Origin of the sequence: Afifella sp. IM 167, assembly GCF_020144925.1 — a bacterium.
In the GTDB taxonomy this organism is placed as follows: Bacteria; Pseudomonadota; Alphaproteobacteria; order Rhizobiales; family Afifellaceae; genus Afifella.
In genome coordinates this window covers 244,698-258,237 of record NZ_NSLC01000002.1, presented here as the reverse complement: position 1 = coordinate 258,237, position 13,540 = coordinate 244,698, and the positions used below count along the sequence as shown (strand labels likewise).

Annotated in this window: 14 protein-coding genes; 9 read left to right on the top strand and 5 right to left on the bottom strand. The window is 66.8% G+C overall.

Annotated elements, in window-relative coordinates:
• Nucleotides 1-4 precede the first annotated feature (4 nt).
• The 5 genes from CLD20_RS03835 (at nucleotide 5) to CLD20_RS03815 (ending at nucleotide 4,502) form a co-directional block, all read left to right on the top strand.
• A complete protein-coding gene (locus CLD20_RS03835; RefSeq protein ID WP_224405274.1) occupies nucleotides 5-601 on the top strand; it encodes an SDR family oxidoreductase in 597 nt (198 codons plus the stop codon).
• Nucleotides 598-1,377 (top strand): SDR family oxidoreductase, encoded by a 780-nt coding sequence (locus CLD20_RS03830; protein ID WP_224405273.1) that lies wholly within the window; start codon nucleotides 598-600, stop codon nucleotides 1,375-1,377. Before CLD20_RS03835 ends, CLD20_RS03830 begins: the two co-directional genes overlap by 4 nt.
• A gap of 40 nt (nucleotides 1,378-1,417) precedes the next feature.
• Entirely contained in the window at nucleotides 1,418-2,386 is a 969-nt protein-coding gene (locus tag CLD20_RS03825; protein ID WP_224405272.1) for a tripartite tricarboxylate transporter substrate binding protein, read from the top strand.
• A 71-nt stretch (nucleotides 2,387-2,457) separates the two neighbouring features.
• A complete protein-coding gene (locus CLD20_RS03820; protein ID WP_224405271.1) occupies nucleotides 2,458-3,276 on the top strand; it encodes an SDR family NAD(P)-dependent oxidoreductase in 819 nt (272 codons plus the stop codon).
• Between the two features lie 122 nt (nucleotides 3,277-3,398).
• Complete coding sequence (locus CLD20_RS03815) at nucleotides 3,399-4,502, top strand: M20 family metallopeptidase (RefSeq protein ID WP_224405531.1); 1,104 nt, start codon at nucleotides 3,399-3,401, stop codon at nucleotides 4,500-4,502.
• A gap of 177 nt (nucleotides 4,503-4,679) precedes the next feature.
• On the opposite strand, the gene CLD20_RS03810 is transcribed toward CLD20_RS03815, so the two are convergent.
• Nucleotides 4,680-5,546 (bottom strand): oxaloacetate decarboxylase, encoded by an 867-nt coding sequence (locus CLD20_RS03810; RefSeq protein ID WP_224405270.1) that lies wholly within the window; start codon nucleotides 5,544-5,546, stop codon nucleotides 4,680-4,682.
• A 269-nt stretch (nucleotides 5,547-5,815) separates the two neighbouring features.
• Between CLD20_RS03810 and CLD20_RS03805 the strand changes: the two genes are divergently transcribed.
• From CLD20_RS03805 to CLD20_RS03795, 3 genes are all read left to right on the top strand, one after another.
• A complete protein-coding gene (locus CLD20_RS03805) occupies nucleotides 5,816-6,511 on the top strand; it encodes a GntR family transcriptional regulator (protein ID WP_224405269.1) in 696 nt (231 codons plus the stop codon).
• Nucleotides 6,512-6,663: 152 nt separating this feature from the next.
• Entirely contained in the window at nucleotides 6,664-7,824 is a 1,161-nt protein-coding gene (locus CLD20_RS03800) for a 2-methylaconitate cis-trans isomerase PrpF family protein (protein WP_224405268.1), read from the top strand.
• A gap of 76 nt (nucleotides 7,825-7,900) precedes the next feature.
• A complete protein-coding gene (locus CLD20_RS03795) occupies nucleotides 7,901-8,704 on the top strand; it encodes an N-acyl homoserine lactonase family protein (protein WP_224405267.1) in 804 nt (267 codons plus the stop codon).
• A 119-nt stretch (nucleotides 8,705-8,823) separates the two neighbouring features.
• Here CLD20_RS03795 and CLD20_RS03790 read toward each other — a convergent pair whose 3' ends face one another.
• Nucleotides 8,824-9,825 (bottom strand): NAD-dependent epimerase/dehydratase family protein, encoded by a 1,002-nt coding sequence (locus CLD20_RS03790; RefSeq protein ID WP_224405266.1) that lies wholly within the window; start codon nucleotides 9,823-9,825, stop codon nucleotides 8,824-8,826.
• 216 nt (nucleotides 9,826-10,041) lie between these two features.
• On the opposite strand from CLD20_RS03790, the gene CLD20_RS03785 reads away from it, so the two are divergent.
• Nucleotides 10,042-10,986, top strand: a complete 945-nt coding sequence (locus CLD20_RS03785) for an NAD(P)-dependent oxidoreductase (RefSeq protein WP_224405265.1) — start codon at nucleotides 10,042-10,044, stop codon at nucleotides 10,984-10,986.
• Between the two features lie 73 nt (nucleotides 10,987-11,059).
• Here CLD20_RS03785 and CLD20_RS03780 read toward each other — a convergent pair whose 3' ends face one another.
• From CLD20_RS03780 to CLD20_RS03770, 3 genes are read right to left on the bottom strand one after another with little or no spacing between them, the layout of a single operon-like run.
• Nucleotides 11,060-11,773 (bottom strand): ABC transporter ATP-binding protein, encoded by a 714-nt coding sequence (locus CLD20_RS03780; protein ID WP_224405264.1) that lies wholly within the window; start codon nucleotides 11,771-11,773, stop codon nucleotides 11,060-11,062.
• Nucleotides 11,760-12,539 (bottom strand): ABC transporter ATP-binding protein, encoded by a 780-nt coding sequence (locus tag CLD20_RS03775; protein ID WP_224405263.1) that lies wholly within the window; start codon nucleotides 12,537-12,539, stop codon nucleotides 11,760-11,762. Before CLD20_RS03775 ends, CLD20_RS03780 begins: the two co-directional genes overlap by 14 nt.
• Nucleotides 12,539-13,540 carry a branched-chain amino acid ABC transporter permease gene (locus CLD20_RS03770; RefSeq protein ID WP_224405262.1) on the bottom strand — a complete coding sequence of 334 codons (1,002 nt, stop codon included), beginning with the start codon at nucleotides 13,538-13,540 and terminating at the stop codon, nucleotides 12,539-12,541. Before CLD20_RS03770 ends, CLD20_RS03775 begins: the two co-directional genes overlap by 1 nt.

The following is a 13,540-nucleotide window of genomic DNA, read 5'->3' as shown; positions in this document are numbered from 1 at the left end:
CGCCATGGCGGCGGCGGCTCAACCTGCAGGAGCCCTGGCGCACCGCGCCGTCATCGTCGGAGGCGAAGGGCGGCTCGGCGCCCGGGTGCGAGAGACGGTTTCATTCCTTTCGCAGGAGACGGTCGAGATATCCTGGCAGGAGGCTGACGCCTCGGCCGGCACCGGCGTCGCGCACATCGTGTTCTTCGCCCCCTGCCCGGCCCCCTCCGGCGTTTCCGATCTCCGGGTCGCCGATCTCATGCAGACGCTCGATACGGCGTTCCTCGGAGCGGCCGACATCGTCCGGGAGGCTTCATCGCGCCACGTGCCGGGTGGGCGCATCCTTTTCCTTCTCGACTGGACCGCGACGGGTCTAGCAGAAGACGGTGCCGCCGCCCTTCTGGAGGCCGGGCTCACGGGTCTGGCGCGGAGCTGGTCGCGCGAACTCGCCGAGTCCGGCTTCACTGCCAATGTCATCGTGACGGGACCGATCGTGGACGCGGCCGTCGAGGTCGCCACGGCCCACGCGGTCGCGTTCTTCCTGCATGCGGGGGCCGAGGCGATCTCCGGTCAGGTGCTCGTCATCGCCGGATCCTCCACCACCGGCATGCTGCCGATATGATAGGCGCGCCCGGCGAAGAGACCGTCCTTGTCACCGGGGTTGCCCATGGGATCGGACGCGCGACGGCGGAGCGGCTTGCCGCCGACGGCTATCGCGTCATCGGCGTCGACATCGAGGCGAACGGCCCGGCCTGTCTTGCCGACTTTCTTCGGATCGACCTCGCCGATCATGGCCCGGCCGCCGAGGCGCTCGGCAGGCTGGCGCGCAGTCAGCCGATCCTGCGCCTCGTCAACAATGTCGGCTCTTCCAAGCGCGAGCTCCTGAAAGATGGCGACGGCTCGGCCCAGCAATGGCTGTCGCGGCTCAATATCGGCAGCGCCCTCCTCTGCCTTCAGGCGCTGCTTCCCGGCATGCGCGCAGCGCGTTTCGGCCGCGTCGTCAACCTGACGAGCCGCGCCAGCTACGGCCGCGAAACGCGCAGCGCCTATGCCGCCACGAAATCGGGGCTCGCCGCGGCGACACGCAGCTGGGCGCGCGAGCTCGCCGGCGACGGCATCACCGTCAACGCCGTTGGCCCCGGCATGATCGATACCGAGCTCTTGCGGCGCAACAACCCCGCCGGCGCACCCGATGTCGACCGGTTGCGCAACAATATTCCCATGAGGCGCGTCGGCGAGGCAGGCGAGGTCGCCCAGGCGGTCGCCTTCTTCCTCGATACGCGCTCCGGATACGTCACCGGCCAGATGCTGATGGTCTGTGGAGGTCTCTCGCTCGGCATCTTCGGGCGACGTGAAGCGGCGCGACAGACGCCGGAAACCGCTCCCCAGGGCGGATAACCACGAGGGTAGACAGCGCTCTAAGATCGGAGATCGACACATGAAGAGAATCCTGCTCGTCCTGGCTGGCGTGCTCAGCCTCGCCATCTCAAGCTCCCTTCCCGCCGCTGCACAGGAATTTCCGGCCGATACATTGACGATCATCGTGCCGCGCGCACCGGGTGGCGGGTCGGACAACATCGCCCGCGTGATCGGGCCGGCGCTTGAGAAACATTTCGGCACGCCGGTGGTTATCGAAAACCGGCCTGACGCGACCGCCGTCGTCGGCGCGGAGGCCGTCGCCCGCTCCAAGCCCGACGGCTACACGCTGTATCTGTCCGACAACGCCTTCTACCAGAACCCGGCGATCATCCCGAACCTGCCCTACGACCCGGTGAAGGACTTCACGGCCGTCACGCTGCTGGCGCGCTCGCCGGTGATCCTGATCGTCAGCCCGTCGCTGAAGGTCGATACGGCAACCGGCCTCGTCGAATACGCCAAGGCCCATCCAGGCTCGCTCACCTTCGGCTCCGGCGGCATCGGCGCGTCCACGCATCTCGCCGGCGTCCAGTTCAACCTGGCGGCGGGCACGGACATCGTCCATGTCCCCTTCAAATCGTCCGGACCGGCGATGACGGCGCTTCTGGGCGGGCATATCGACATGCAGTTCGGTGGCATCAGTTCGGCCCGCCAGCACGTCGAAGCAGGCTCGGTCGTCGCCCTCGGCGTGACCGGCGAGAAGCGCTCCGACACGATGCCGGATGTGCCGACGCTCGCGGAAGCTGGCGTGCCGGGCGTTACGATTACCTCCGTGTGGGGTCTGCATGCGCCGGCCGACACGCCGATCGAAATCCGCAGGACCATCCAGGAGGCGGTCAAGGAAGTCATGGCCGAGCCGGACGTGGCGGAGAAACTCCACTCGCTCGGCTACCAGACCGTCGCCGACACGCCCGAGGAACATCAGGCGGAGACCGAAGAGATGATCTCCTACTGGATCGGGGTCGGAAAGAAGATCGACCTGACGAAGTAGCCCGACAAAAGACCGGGCCCGCCTTTCCCGTCGGGCCCGGTTCTCGCCCATCGCATCTGAAGGAACGATACATGCCCGGTGATCCCGGCAAGCCGACCGCCCGTCGCCTCGACGGCAGGATCGCGCTCGTTTTCGGCGCAGGCTCGATCCTACCGGGATGGAGCAACGGCAAGGCGGCATCCGTCCTCTATGCCCGCCACGGGGCCGTCGTCGCCTGCGTCGACATCGATCTGGAGGCCGCGCAGGAGACCGCCCGTCTCATCGCGGAAGAAGGCGGCAAGGCGGAAGCCCATGCGGCGGACGTCACTTCGGCCAGCGATATCGAACGCGTCGCTGGCGCCGTCGCGGCGCGCCATGGACGGATCGACATCCTGCACAACAACGTCGGCGGCTCGGAGATCGGCGGGCCGGTGGAAGCCAGCGAGGAAAGCTGGCGGCGGGTGATCGACCGCAATCTCACCAGCGCCTTCCTTGCCTGCAAGGCCGTGCTCCCGGGCATGGCGGAACGCCGGAGCGGGGCGATCGTCAACATCTCCTCGGCGGCGGCCATCCGCTACATGGGCTTCGACTATATTTCCTATTACGCCGCAAAAGGCGGCCTCAACCAGTTCACCGTGGGCCTTGCGCTGCAATATGCGCGTTCGGGCATCCGGGTGAACGCCGTCATGCCCGGCATGATGAACACCCCGCTCATCTATCAGCGCCGCATCAGCGACTTTCCCTCGCCCGAGGCGATGGTCGCCGCCCGCGATGCGCAATGCCCGATGGGGCGGATGGGCGATGCCTGGGATGTCGCCCAGGCGGCCCTTTATCTTGCCTCCGACGAGGCCGGATACATCACCGGCGTCTGTCTGCCGGTCGACGGCGGCCTGACGGCGCGCTGCAACTGACCCACCCCGGCCGGATGGCCGAAGAAAAATGCGGAGAGAAGAAATTGAGCCAAGCAACGAGCAGCCGCGGCGTCGATCCTGAGACCGGCATCCTCGAGTGGCTGGACAGCCAGGAAGGCGCCATGCTCGAGCTCCTGGAAAAACTCGTCAACATCGACAGCGGAAGCTACGACAAGGCCGGCATCGACGCGGTCGGAGATGTCCTGCGCGACTTTCTGGAGTCCGCCGGACTCGAATGCACCGTGACGCCGCTGGAAAAGCATGGCGACATCATCCGGGCGACGATTCCGCAAAGCGGCGCCGGAAACCGCAATATCCTGCTGATGGGCCATCGCGACACCGTCTTCGCCGACGGCGAGGCAGGACGCCGGCCCTTCAAGGTGGAGAACGGACGGGCCTATGGGCCGGGCGTCGCCGACATGAAATCAGGCCTGGTGATGAACAGCTTCGTGGCCGCGGCCTTCGCGCGCTTCGGCGGCGCGCCGATGCCCCTCGTGGCGCTCTTCACCGGCGACGAGGAGATCGGCTCGCCCGCCTCGGCGCCGCTGATCATGCAGGAGGCGAGCCAGGCACGCGTCGTCTTCAACTCCGAGCCCGGGCGCGCCAACGGCAATGTCGTGAAGGCCCGCCGGGGCTGCATCTTCGTGCGTATCGAGGTGAAGGGAAAGGCGGCCCATTCCGGCGTCAACTTCGAGGACGGCGCCAGCGCCGTGGAAGAACTCGCCCACAAGATCGTGGCGCTGCGCCAGCTGACCGATCTGGAACGCGACATGTCGGTGAATGTCGGCCTCGTTTCAGGCGGCCAGTCGGTCAATACGACCGCCCCGCAGGCGACCGCCTCGCTGGACATTCGCTACTTCAATCCGGACGACCGGGCGCCGCTGATGGAGGCGATCGAAAAGATCGTCGCGCAGACCAGCGTCCCCGGAACCTCCGCGCGGATGGAGATCTACGGGGAATTCCCACCGCTCTATGGTTCGGACGATTCGGAAGAGCTTCTGGCGACCTACCGCGCCGCCTCGCAGCGCCTCGGTATCGAGCTCGACGGCGAGCTTACCAAGGGCGCCGCCGACTCAGGCTTCGCCTCGGCTGCGGGTGCCGCCACGATCTGCGGCCTCGGCCCCGTCGGTGGCCGGTATCATAGCGACGAGGAATATATGGAGGTCGACAGCATGGTGGCGCGCGCGAAGACGCTGGCGCTGGCGATCCTTTCACTGGACAGGTGAGGCGCGCAGGGGCGCCTTGATCTGGTCTGTTCGGGCGGACCTGATCGGGCCCGTCTCGCTCATCCTGGGCGGGACGGGCCCGTCACAAGCGAGCGAAAAGGGCTCGGGGCAGAAGGGTTCGAAGCTGCGAGCCCCGGCTGCCCAGGAATGCGGTGGTAGGTGGACGAGCCAGGAGGCTCAGCGGACGGCGTAGCGCTCTTCCAGCGCGTCCCATTCGTCCTTCTTCACCATGCGCTGGCGTTCCTCGAAATCGGCGAGGCGGTGCCCGATGCTTTGAAGCGATCCCGTCTCCTTCAGGGAGCCGAGCACCTCGTAGGAGGCGCGCAACGCCGCCTGCAGCGCGGCATTGGCGTAGAGCACCAGCGAAAATCCCATTTCGGCAAGCCGCGCCTGGCCGGGCTCCGGCGTGCGGCCGCCATAGACGATGTTGGCCACCTGCGGCACGCTGAGGTCGCGGCCGATGCGGGCTAGCTCGTCAAGGTCGGTCGGGGCTTCGACGAAGGTCATATCCGCGCCGGCCTCGATATAGGCCTGGGCCCGCTCGATCGCCGGCTCGATGCCCTCGATGGCGCGAGCATCGGTGCGGGCGATGATCTGCAGGTCGGGGTCATGGCGCGCGTCGACGGCGGCCTTGATCTTGGTCACCATCTCCGCGGCCGGCACCACCGCCTTGCCGGAGAAATGGCCACACTTCTTGGGGAAAACCTGGTCCTCGATCTGGATGGCGGCGGCACCCGCCCTCTCCAGCATGCGCACGGTGCGCACCATGTTGAGGGCGTTGCCGAAACCGGTATCGCCGTCGACGATGATCGGCAGCGCGACGGCGTCGGAAATGGCGGAAACCGTCTCCGCCAGTTCCGAAATGGAGGTGAGGCCGATATCGGGCGCGCCGAGATGCATGTTGGCGATGCCCGCGCCCGTCACATAGAGCACGTCGAAGCCGAGATCCTCGATGACGCGGGCAAAGAGCGCGTTGGGAGCGCCCGGCGCCAGCGTGGCCGACCGTCGGGCGGCGATTTCCTTCAGCTTTTCCGTGTTCTTCATCAGGGGCTTTCGCGGATGGGGTGGCGCCGCGACGACGACGCGGGGCGGTTCATACCCATCGAGATAGGCTGAAGCTCATTTCACTGTCAACAATAGACGAAATTACCAGTTTTTCCGGTGGCGCCGCGGCGACCCCCTCGAAATGTCGGAAAATCTTGGGATTGGGCGAGCGTCTGGCGTGGCTTGGCGCAGTCCGCCGACCCTGTGAAAATGTCGACAAAACCCGGCTGTGGCCGTAAGATCGTCCCAGACGCGACGGGAGACCAACTTTGAAACCCCCAGCTTTCGGTGGACGCACGCTCTCCGACCGAGCCTTCGAATGGCTCGAGGAGGCCATTATCAAGGGGGATTATCCGCCCGAGACCAAGCTCGACGAGGCGGAGCTCGCGGAGGCTTTCGGCATCAGCCGCGGCCCGGTGCGCGAGGCCATCCGCCGGCTTGAAGGCAAGAAGCTCGTGGAACGCGTCGCCCATGTCGGGGCCCGCGTCGCCCGCCGGTCGCAGAACGACCTCATCGATCTCCTCTATATTCGCGAAGCGCTCGAAGGCATGGCTTGCCGGCTCGCGACCCAGCGCGTTTCCGAGGCTGCCCTCGACGAACTGGAGAAGCTGCTGGAAGGCCATGCCGCCGAGGAGCCGCTGCAGGCCGGCGCGCATTACTACCAGAAGCCCGGCGATTACGACTTCCATTTCCGCATCATCCAGGAGAGCGGCAACGAGCGGCTCATCGAGATGCTGTGCGAGGACCTCTACCATCTCCTGCGCGTCTATCGATATCGCTCGAGCGCCCGCAAAGGCCGAGCGATCGAAGCCCTGAAAGAGCACCGCGACATCCTCGCGGCCATGCGGGCACGCGATGCCGATCTCGCCGAACGATGCATGCGCCAGCACCTCACGCATGCGCGAATCGCCGCCGAGGAGATGCAGAACAACAGCGTGCGCCCCCCTCGCCTCAAGACGGCCTAGCGGCCCCGGCGGCTACCGGTCGCGCCTCTTCTCATAGCGATTATGGCCGGAGCGCTGCCCGCACAGCGCGCGGGGACAGGTATGTTCGATTCGATATTGTTGACATTCAAATTTCGACGCAGATAGGTTGCGGCCAGTGGAGGAAGCGAAACATGGCGGAAGCGATCAAATGCGTCATCATGCGCGGGGGGACGAGCAAGGCGGTCTTCCTGAAGGAAGCCGATCTTCCCCAGGACGAGGATGCCCGCCGGCGTCTCATTCTGCGCGTCTTCGGTTCGCCTGACCGACGCCAGATCGACGGGCTCGGCGGGGCCGATCCTCTTACCAGCAAGCTTGCCATCATCGGCCCGCCGCCGGCCGACCGCCCCGAGGCGCAGCTCACCTATACGTTCGGCCAGGTCGAGATCGACACGCCGGAGATCGACTGGCGCAGCCTGTGCGGCAACATCTCCTCGGCCGTCGGCGCCTACGCCATCGAGGAGGGCATGGTGGCGCCCAGCCAGCCCCTCACCCGCGTCACCGTCTTCAACACCAATCTCGGCCGCCTTCTCAGCGTCGAGGTGCCGATCACCGACGGGCATCCGGCCGAGCGCGGCGATTATGTCGTTCCGGGCGTGCCCGGCAGCGGCGCGCGCATCTCCGTCGATTTCGCCGATACGGCCGGCGCCGCCACCGGCGCGCTGCTGCCCACCGGCAATCCCGTCGACCGGCTCGACGTGCCGGGGATCGGGTCGATCGAGGCCTCGCTCGTCGATATCGGCAATGCGCATGTCTTCGTGCGCGCCCGCGACCTCGGGCTCAAGGGCACGGAAACGGCCGCCGAGATCGACCAGGACACTGCGCTGCGGGCCAGGCTGGAAGCGATCCGCGGCGCGGGTGCCGAACGCATGGGCATGATCGCCGAGGCCGCGCAGTCGCGCCGGGACAGCCCGGCGACGCCGATCCTCGGCGTGGTCAGCGAACCGGCCGATTACCGCAACGACATCGCCGGCACGACGGTGCGCGCCCATGAGGTCGACCTCGTCTCGCGCCTGCAGTTCATGCAGCAGACCCACAAGACCTATGCCGGCACCAGCACGGTGTGCACGGGGGTTGCGAGCCGCATTCCCGGCACGCTCGTCCACCAGGTGGCGCGCCAGCGCAACGAACCTTCCCTGCGCATCGGCCACCCGGCCGGCGTCATCGAGACGGAGACGGTGGTGGAGCCCGTCGCCGGCGGCTTCTCCGTCCACCGCGCAACACTCGGACGGACGGCGCGGCGCATCCTCGAGGGCACCGTCTACGTGCCCGACGACACGCTGCTGCCGGCCTGACCCGCCACATTAAGGCCCGCCGTTTCTCCGGCGGGCCGGATCTCCTCACGCCCGTGCCGCGCTGACGCCAGAAGCCATGAACGAAAATCTGCCTCGCTACGAGCTCTACGCCATCCGCTACGCCAGCCGCGACGGGCGACGCCCGGAGCATTTCCTGGGCGGCGATCCGCACGACGCCCCGATGCCGATGGATTACTTCGTCTGGGTGGCGGTGAGCCCGCAACGCGCCGTCGTCATCGATACGGGCCTTTCCAGGGAGGTGGCCGACAAGCGCGGGCGCACCTTCCTGCGCTGCCCGATCGAGACCCTCGGAGCGCTCGGGATCGCGCCGCAGGAGGTCGAGGAGGTGGTGCTCACGCATCTGCACAACGACCATGCCGGCAATCTCGGGCGCCTGCCCAAAGCGCGCTTTCACCTGCAGGAGCGGGAAATCCACTTCGCTACCGGTCGGCTGATGCGTTTTGAACATCTCGCCCGGCCCTTCGAGGTGAAGGATGTGTGCGACGTCATCCGCCTCAACTTCGACCAGCGCATGGCCATGCATGCGGGCGCCCACGAAATCGCGCCGGGAATTCGCCTGCATCCGGCCGGCGGGCACTCCCCGGGATTGCAGTTCGTCACCGTGCATACGGCCCGCGGCTGGGTGGTCGTCGCCTCCGACGTGTCGCACTTCTACGAGAACGTGGAGGCGCAGCGCCCTTTCCGTCTCGTCGTCAATCTCGGCGACATGATGGAGGGGTTCGAGGCGCTGACGGCGCTTGCCCCCTCGCCTGCTCATATCATTCCGGGCCACGATCCCCGCGTCATGGAACGCTATCCGGCGGCAAGCCCGGCGCTCGAAGGGATCGCCGTGGCGCTGCATGTGCCGCCGCACGCCTGAACGGGAATAGCGACGCCGCTCCGGGTTCGGAGGCCGCAAAAAAAAGCGCCGATCCGGCAGGATGGGCGCTTTTCTTTGGCGTTGCACTCGGGGCGGAACCGGATCGGGAGGCGTGGCTTTCAGGCCGCCTCTTTCAGCTTCTCGGCGCGCCAGGCGACGAAGCGGGCAATCCCCTCCTCGACACTGACCTGCGGCTCCCAGCCAATCGTCTCGCGGGCCCTGTCGTTGACGAAGTTGAGCTTCGGCGAGCTGAAGGACGTGACGGCGCGCTCGTCGGCGACGAAGTTCGGCTTCAGATCCGTGCGCCCGGCGGCCTTCAGCACCGCCTCCGCGACCTCGGCGAGGGTGGTGTCGACGCCGGTCGAGATGTTGAGGGTCAGGCCGGACCTGTCGCTGGCATAGGCCATCATCAGCGCGCGGGCGCAGTCGGAAACATAGACGTAGTCGTGCACTTCCGAGCCGTCGCCCGGAACGTCGGGCGCCTTGCCGGCGAGGACGCAATCATGCGCCTGGGCGATGAAGTTGGCGTTGACGGCCCGCCAGTGCTGGCGGACTCCATAGACGGAGGAGAAGCGCAGGACGTTGTAATCGAGGCCGTAATTGCGCTGATAGAGGGCGCAGAGGCCTTCGCCGAGAAGCTTGCTGGCGCTGTAGACCATGGAGGCCGGGGTCAGGCCGGCGCTGCGGAAAGCGACCGTCTCGCAGGCTGGATCATCGGCAGAGGTGCCGTAGACCGCCGTCGAGGAGGACAGGAGCACCCGCTTCACGCCGCAATGGCGGCTGGCCTCCAGCGTGTTGGTGAGGCCGACCGAATTGACCTCCGCGCCGAGCGCCGGATCGCGCGACATCGGCAGGGTGAGAAAGGCCGCAAGGGCGAAAACCCCGTCGACGCCCTCACTCGCCCGCAGGAGGTCGGGAAGACGGGTGATGTCGCCACGGATGAGCTTGACGCGCTCGTCGCCAAGGAGGTGCGCGATCGTCTCGGGCGTGCCGAGCGCGAAGTTCTCCAGAAGGCGAACCTCGCGGGCGCCATGCTCCAGCAGGAGATCGGTCAGATGCGAGCCGATCAGGCTCGCGCCGCCGGTGATGAGGAACGTCGCACCATCGATTTTCAGAGCCATTTGTCTTTCCATCCTCCGCCATGCGGGGCCTTGCGGCTCTGGCCGTCCAGGCCCTGCTTTCGTGTCGTTTCAATTGTTGACATTTGACACGCTGCATTGGATTTTTCAACGTCCGCAACGCTTTCTCCAAGTCGCCCTCTTGGGCATTTGAGGGCCAGCCGGAAGTTCCGGTCGGGCGACCACGAGGCCGTATTCCGGTCTTCCGACGAAGCGGACATGCGGCGCCAGAGCGCGCCTCATCGACAGCACCTACAGGCAGGAGTATCCGCCACCATGAACGAAGAGACCCTGGGCTTCATCGGCCTCGGTGTGATGGGCGAGCCCATGTCCGGCCACCTTGCGGAAAAGAGCGGCCGGCCGGTTCTCGCCTTCGACCTTGTCCCCGCAGCGATCCAGCGCTGGCAGGACGCCGGGCGGAAGGCTGCGGCTTCGGCCGCCGAGGTGATGACGAAGGCCGACATCGTCTTCGTGTCCTTGCCGAGCGGCCGGCATCTGGAGGCTCTGTGCCGCGGCGAGGATGGGCTCCTCGCCCATGCCGCGTCGGGCAAGGTCCTTGTCGATCTCGGCACCAGCCCGCCCAGCCTGTCGCGCGCGCTCGCCGCGGAGTTCGGCGAGAAGGGTGTCGCCTATGCCGACGCGCCCGTCGCCCGCACGCGCAAGGCCGCCGAAGAAGGCAACCTTGCGATCACCGTCGGCGCCACGCCGGAGCTTTTTGCCCGCATCGAGCCGCTGCTTTCCTGCTTTGCCTCCGACGTCACCCATTGCGGCGATGTCGGCTCCGGGCAGATCGTCAAGATTCTCAACAACATGGTGGTGGTCGGCACGGTCGTCGCCCTGTGCGAGGCGGCCTCCATCGCCAATGCTTCCGGCATGGAGACGCAGACGCTCTTCGAGGCCTTCTCCAAGGGTTCTGCCGACAGCTTCGCGTTGCGGGCTCACGGCTTCAACGCCGTGATGCCCCAGTCCTTCCCGGAGCGGGTCTTCTCCACGGAATACATGCTGAAGGACGTTTCCTATGCCCTGGAGATGGGCCGCGAGGCCGGCCTTGCGACGAAGGGCGCCTCTCTCGGCGCCGAACTCCTCGGCCAGGCGATCGACCAGGGCTACGGCGACCAGTACTGGCCGGTGATCCTGAAGATCATTGGCGAGAGGACAAGCTAGGGCCTCGCTGCGAGCGGCGGGCCCTCCGCCGCTCGAAACGTCGGGAAAAGCGCCCCTCCCCCATCAGTCCATGTCAGATGCCGAGATAGGCCTTCATTACGAAAGGGTCGTTGAGGAGCTCGCGGCCCTCGCCGGAGCGGATGATGGAGCCCTGCTCCAGGACGCAGGCGTGCTTGGACAGCTGCAAAGCCAGCGTCGCATTCTGTTCCACCAGGACGACGGAAATGCCGGTGTCGCGGTTGATCTTGCCGATCGCCCGAGCGATCTCGGCGACGATCTTGGGCGCGATGCCGAGCGATGGCTCATCGAGCATCAGGATCTTCGGTCGCGCCATCAGCGCCCGTCCGATCGCCACCATCTGCTGCTCGCCGCCGGAGAGAGAGCCCGCCACCTGGCGGCGCCGTTCCCCAACGATCGGAAAGAGCGCGCAAACCTCGTCGAACGCCTGTTTGCGCAGAGCGGCGGAACGCACGACGTGGGCGCCGACCTGAAGGTTTTCCCACACCGTCATGCGGGGAAAGAGCCGTCGGCCCTCCGGCGAGAGGGCGATCCCCATCTCCACCCTTTCGGCCGGGCTCGTCTGGTCGACCTTCTCCCCATCGAGCCAGAGCGAGCCTTCGGCGAGCCGCTCCAGGCCCATCAGGGCCTTCAGCGTGGTGCTCTTGCCGGCTCCGTTGGAGCCGATGAGAGCGAATATCTCGCCCTTATCGACCTTGAAGGAGACGTTGCGCACGGCCTCCAGGAGGCCGTAGCGCACCGTCATGTCCTTCACCTCAAGCGTACGCATAATCAGGCGCTCCGAGATAGGCTTCCACCACTTGGGGGTTGTTGCGGATCTCTTCCGGCGTGCCCTCCGCGATCTTGCAGCCCTGGACGAGGACGACGATGCGCTCACACACCTCCATGACGAGCGCCATGTGATGCTCGACGAAGAGAAGGGTGAGACCGTATTCCTGCCGCAGCGTCTTCAGGAGGCGTCCGAGCTCGGCGGATTCCTCCTGGTTGAGGCCTGCCGCCGGCTCGTCGAGCAGAAGGACGCTCGGCCGGGTGGCGAGCCCGATGGCGACGCCGAGGCGTTTCTGGTGCCCGTAGGCGAGTTCGCCCGCCAGCCGGTCGCGATAGGGCGCGAGGCCCGAGACCTCCAGCACCTTCTCGATCTCCTTGTCGATCTCGGCGAGACGGCGGCGATAGCCGCCGGTGCGGAAGAGCTGGCCCGGGAAGGCCGTGTCGATGTTGGAGATCGCCCCTCTGAAGAGGTTCTCCTTCACCGTGGCGCCGCTGTAGACGGAGGCCGACTGGAAGGTGCGGGCAAGACCGTGGCGCACCACGCGGTCGGGCGGCAGGCCGGTGATGTCACGGCCGGCGAGCCGCACGCTGCCGCTCGTCGGCTTCTGGCTGCCGCTGATGAGATTGAACGCCGTGCTCTTGCCGGCGCCGTTCGGCCCGATCAGGCCGAGGATGGCCCCCTCCTCCACGTCGAAGGTGAGATCCTGGACCGCCTTGAGGCCGCCGAAGGTCTTGGAGAGCCCTTCCACCTGCAATGCTGGCGCCATCAGACCTGCTCCCCTTCGATGCGGCGGAAGAGGCGCAGACCGGCGATCCCCTGGGGCAGGAAGCGCAGGATGAGGATCAGCGCCACGCCGTAGAAGATGTTCTGCGACTGCACTGCGCCGCGGAAGAGTTCCGGCAGCGGCGTCATGATGAAGGAGCCGATCAGCGGCCCGAGGACGGAGTTGCGGCCGCCGACCACGAGCATGATGACGACGCCGATCGAGACCGACGTGTTGAAGGATTCCGGCGAGATGTAGCCGACGTAGCTCGCCAGGAGGGCGCCGGTGAGGCCGGCGAAGCCGCTGCCGACGGTAAAGGCGAAAAGCTGTGTGTTGCGCACGGAGATGCCGGTCGCTTCGGCGAGGTTCGGGTTCTGGCCGGCCGCATCGATGGCATGTCCCTTGGCGGTGCGGAAAAGCGCCAGGAGAAAGGCGAGCGAGGCGAGCGCCACCGCGGCCGCCAGGCAATAGAAGGCCTTTCGGGTGTCGAAATCGAAGCCGAAGATGCTGGCGGACGGGATGCCGGCGATGCCGTTGGCGCCGCCGGTGATGGGCGCCGCCTGCAGCATGGCGAGGCGGAAGAGCTCCCCGAAGGCGAAGGTGATGAGGACGAAATAGACGCCGCGCAGCCTCAGAATGGCGGCGCCGAGCAGGAAGGCGACGAGGGCCGATGCGGCCGCTCCCAAGAGCGCGCTCAGCAGGAAGGGAAAGGCGAAATGCGTTCCCGTCAGCACCGAGACATAGGCGCCGACGCCGACGAAGGCCGCCTGGCAGAGCGACAGCTGGCCGGTGCGGCTCAGCATCAACAGCCCGCTCGCGATGGTGACGTTGAGGCAGACCAGCACCGCCAGATGGATATAGAACGGGCTCGTCATGAAGAGCGGCACGGCGACGATGCCGGCGAACACGATGAGCGCGAGCCAGCGCAAGGGCCCCATGCCGCCCGCGGCCTCGATGTCGGCGCCGGAACCGGCCGGCGCCGCGATGGTCGTCTCTTCCTTCAT

Excerpts from the sequence above, each read along its gene's own strand:
- CLD20_RS03780 (WP_224405264.1), bottom strand. The coding sequence starts at position 11,773 with ATGCGTACGCTTGAGGTGAAGGACATGACGGTGCGCTACGGCCTCCTG.
- CLD20_RS03795 (WP_224405267.1), top strand. The coding sequence starts at position 7,901 with ATGAACGAAAATCTGCCTCGCTACGAGCTCTACGCCATCCGCTACGCC.
- CLD20_RS03825 (WP_224405272.1), top strand. The coding sequence starts at position 1,418 with ATGAAGAGAATCCTGCTCGTCCTGGCTGGCGTGCTCAGCCTCGCCATC.
- CLD20_RS03815 (WP_224405531.1), top strand. The coding sequence starts at position 3,399 with ATGCTCGAGCTCCTGGAAAAACTCGTCAACATCGACAGCGGAAGCTAC.
- CLD20_RS03820 (WP_224405271.1), top strand. The coding sequence starts at position 2,458 with ATGCCCGGTGATCCCGGCAAGCCGACCGCCCGTCGCCTCGACGGCAGG.
- CLD20_RS03785 (WP_224405265.1), top strand. The coding sequence starts at position 10,042 with ATGCGGCGCCAGAGCGCGCCTCATCGACAGCACCTACAGGCAGGAGTA.
- CLD20_RS03835 (WP_224405274.1), top strand. The coding sequence starts at position 5 with ATGGCGGCGGCGGCTCAACCTGCAGGAGCCCTGGCGCACCGCGCCGTC.
- CLD20_RS03810 (WP_224405270.1), bottom strand. The coding sequence starts at position 5,546 with ATGAAGAACACGGAAAAGCTGAAGGAAATCGCCGCCCGACGGTCGGCC.
- CLD20_RS03790 (WP_224405266.1), bottom strand. The coding sequence starts at position 9,825 with ATGGCTCTGAAAATCGATGGTGCGACGTTCCTCATCACCGGCGGCGCG.
- CLD20_RS03830 (WP_224405273.1), top strand. The coding sequence starts at position 598 with ATGATAGGCGCGCCCGGCGAAGAGACCGTCCTTGTCACCGGGGTTGCC.
- CLD20_RS03800 (WP_224405268.1), top strand. The coding sequence starts at position 6,664 with ATGGCGGAAGCGATCAAATGCGTCATCATGCGCGGGGGGACGAGCAAG.
- CLD20_RS03775 (WP_224405263.1), bottom strand. The coding sequence starts at position 12,539 with ATGGCGCCAGCATTGCAGGTGGAAGGGCTCTCCAAGACCTTCGGCGGC.
- CLD20_RS03770 (WP_224405262.1), bottom strand. The coding sequence starts at position 13,540 with ATGAAGGAAGAGACGACCATCGCGGCGCCGGCCGGTTCCGGCGCCGAC.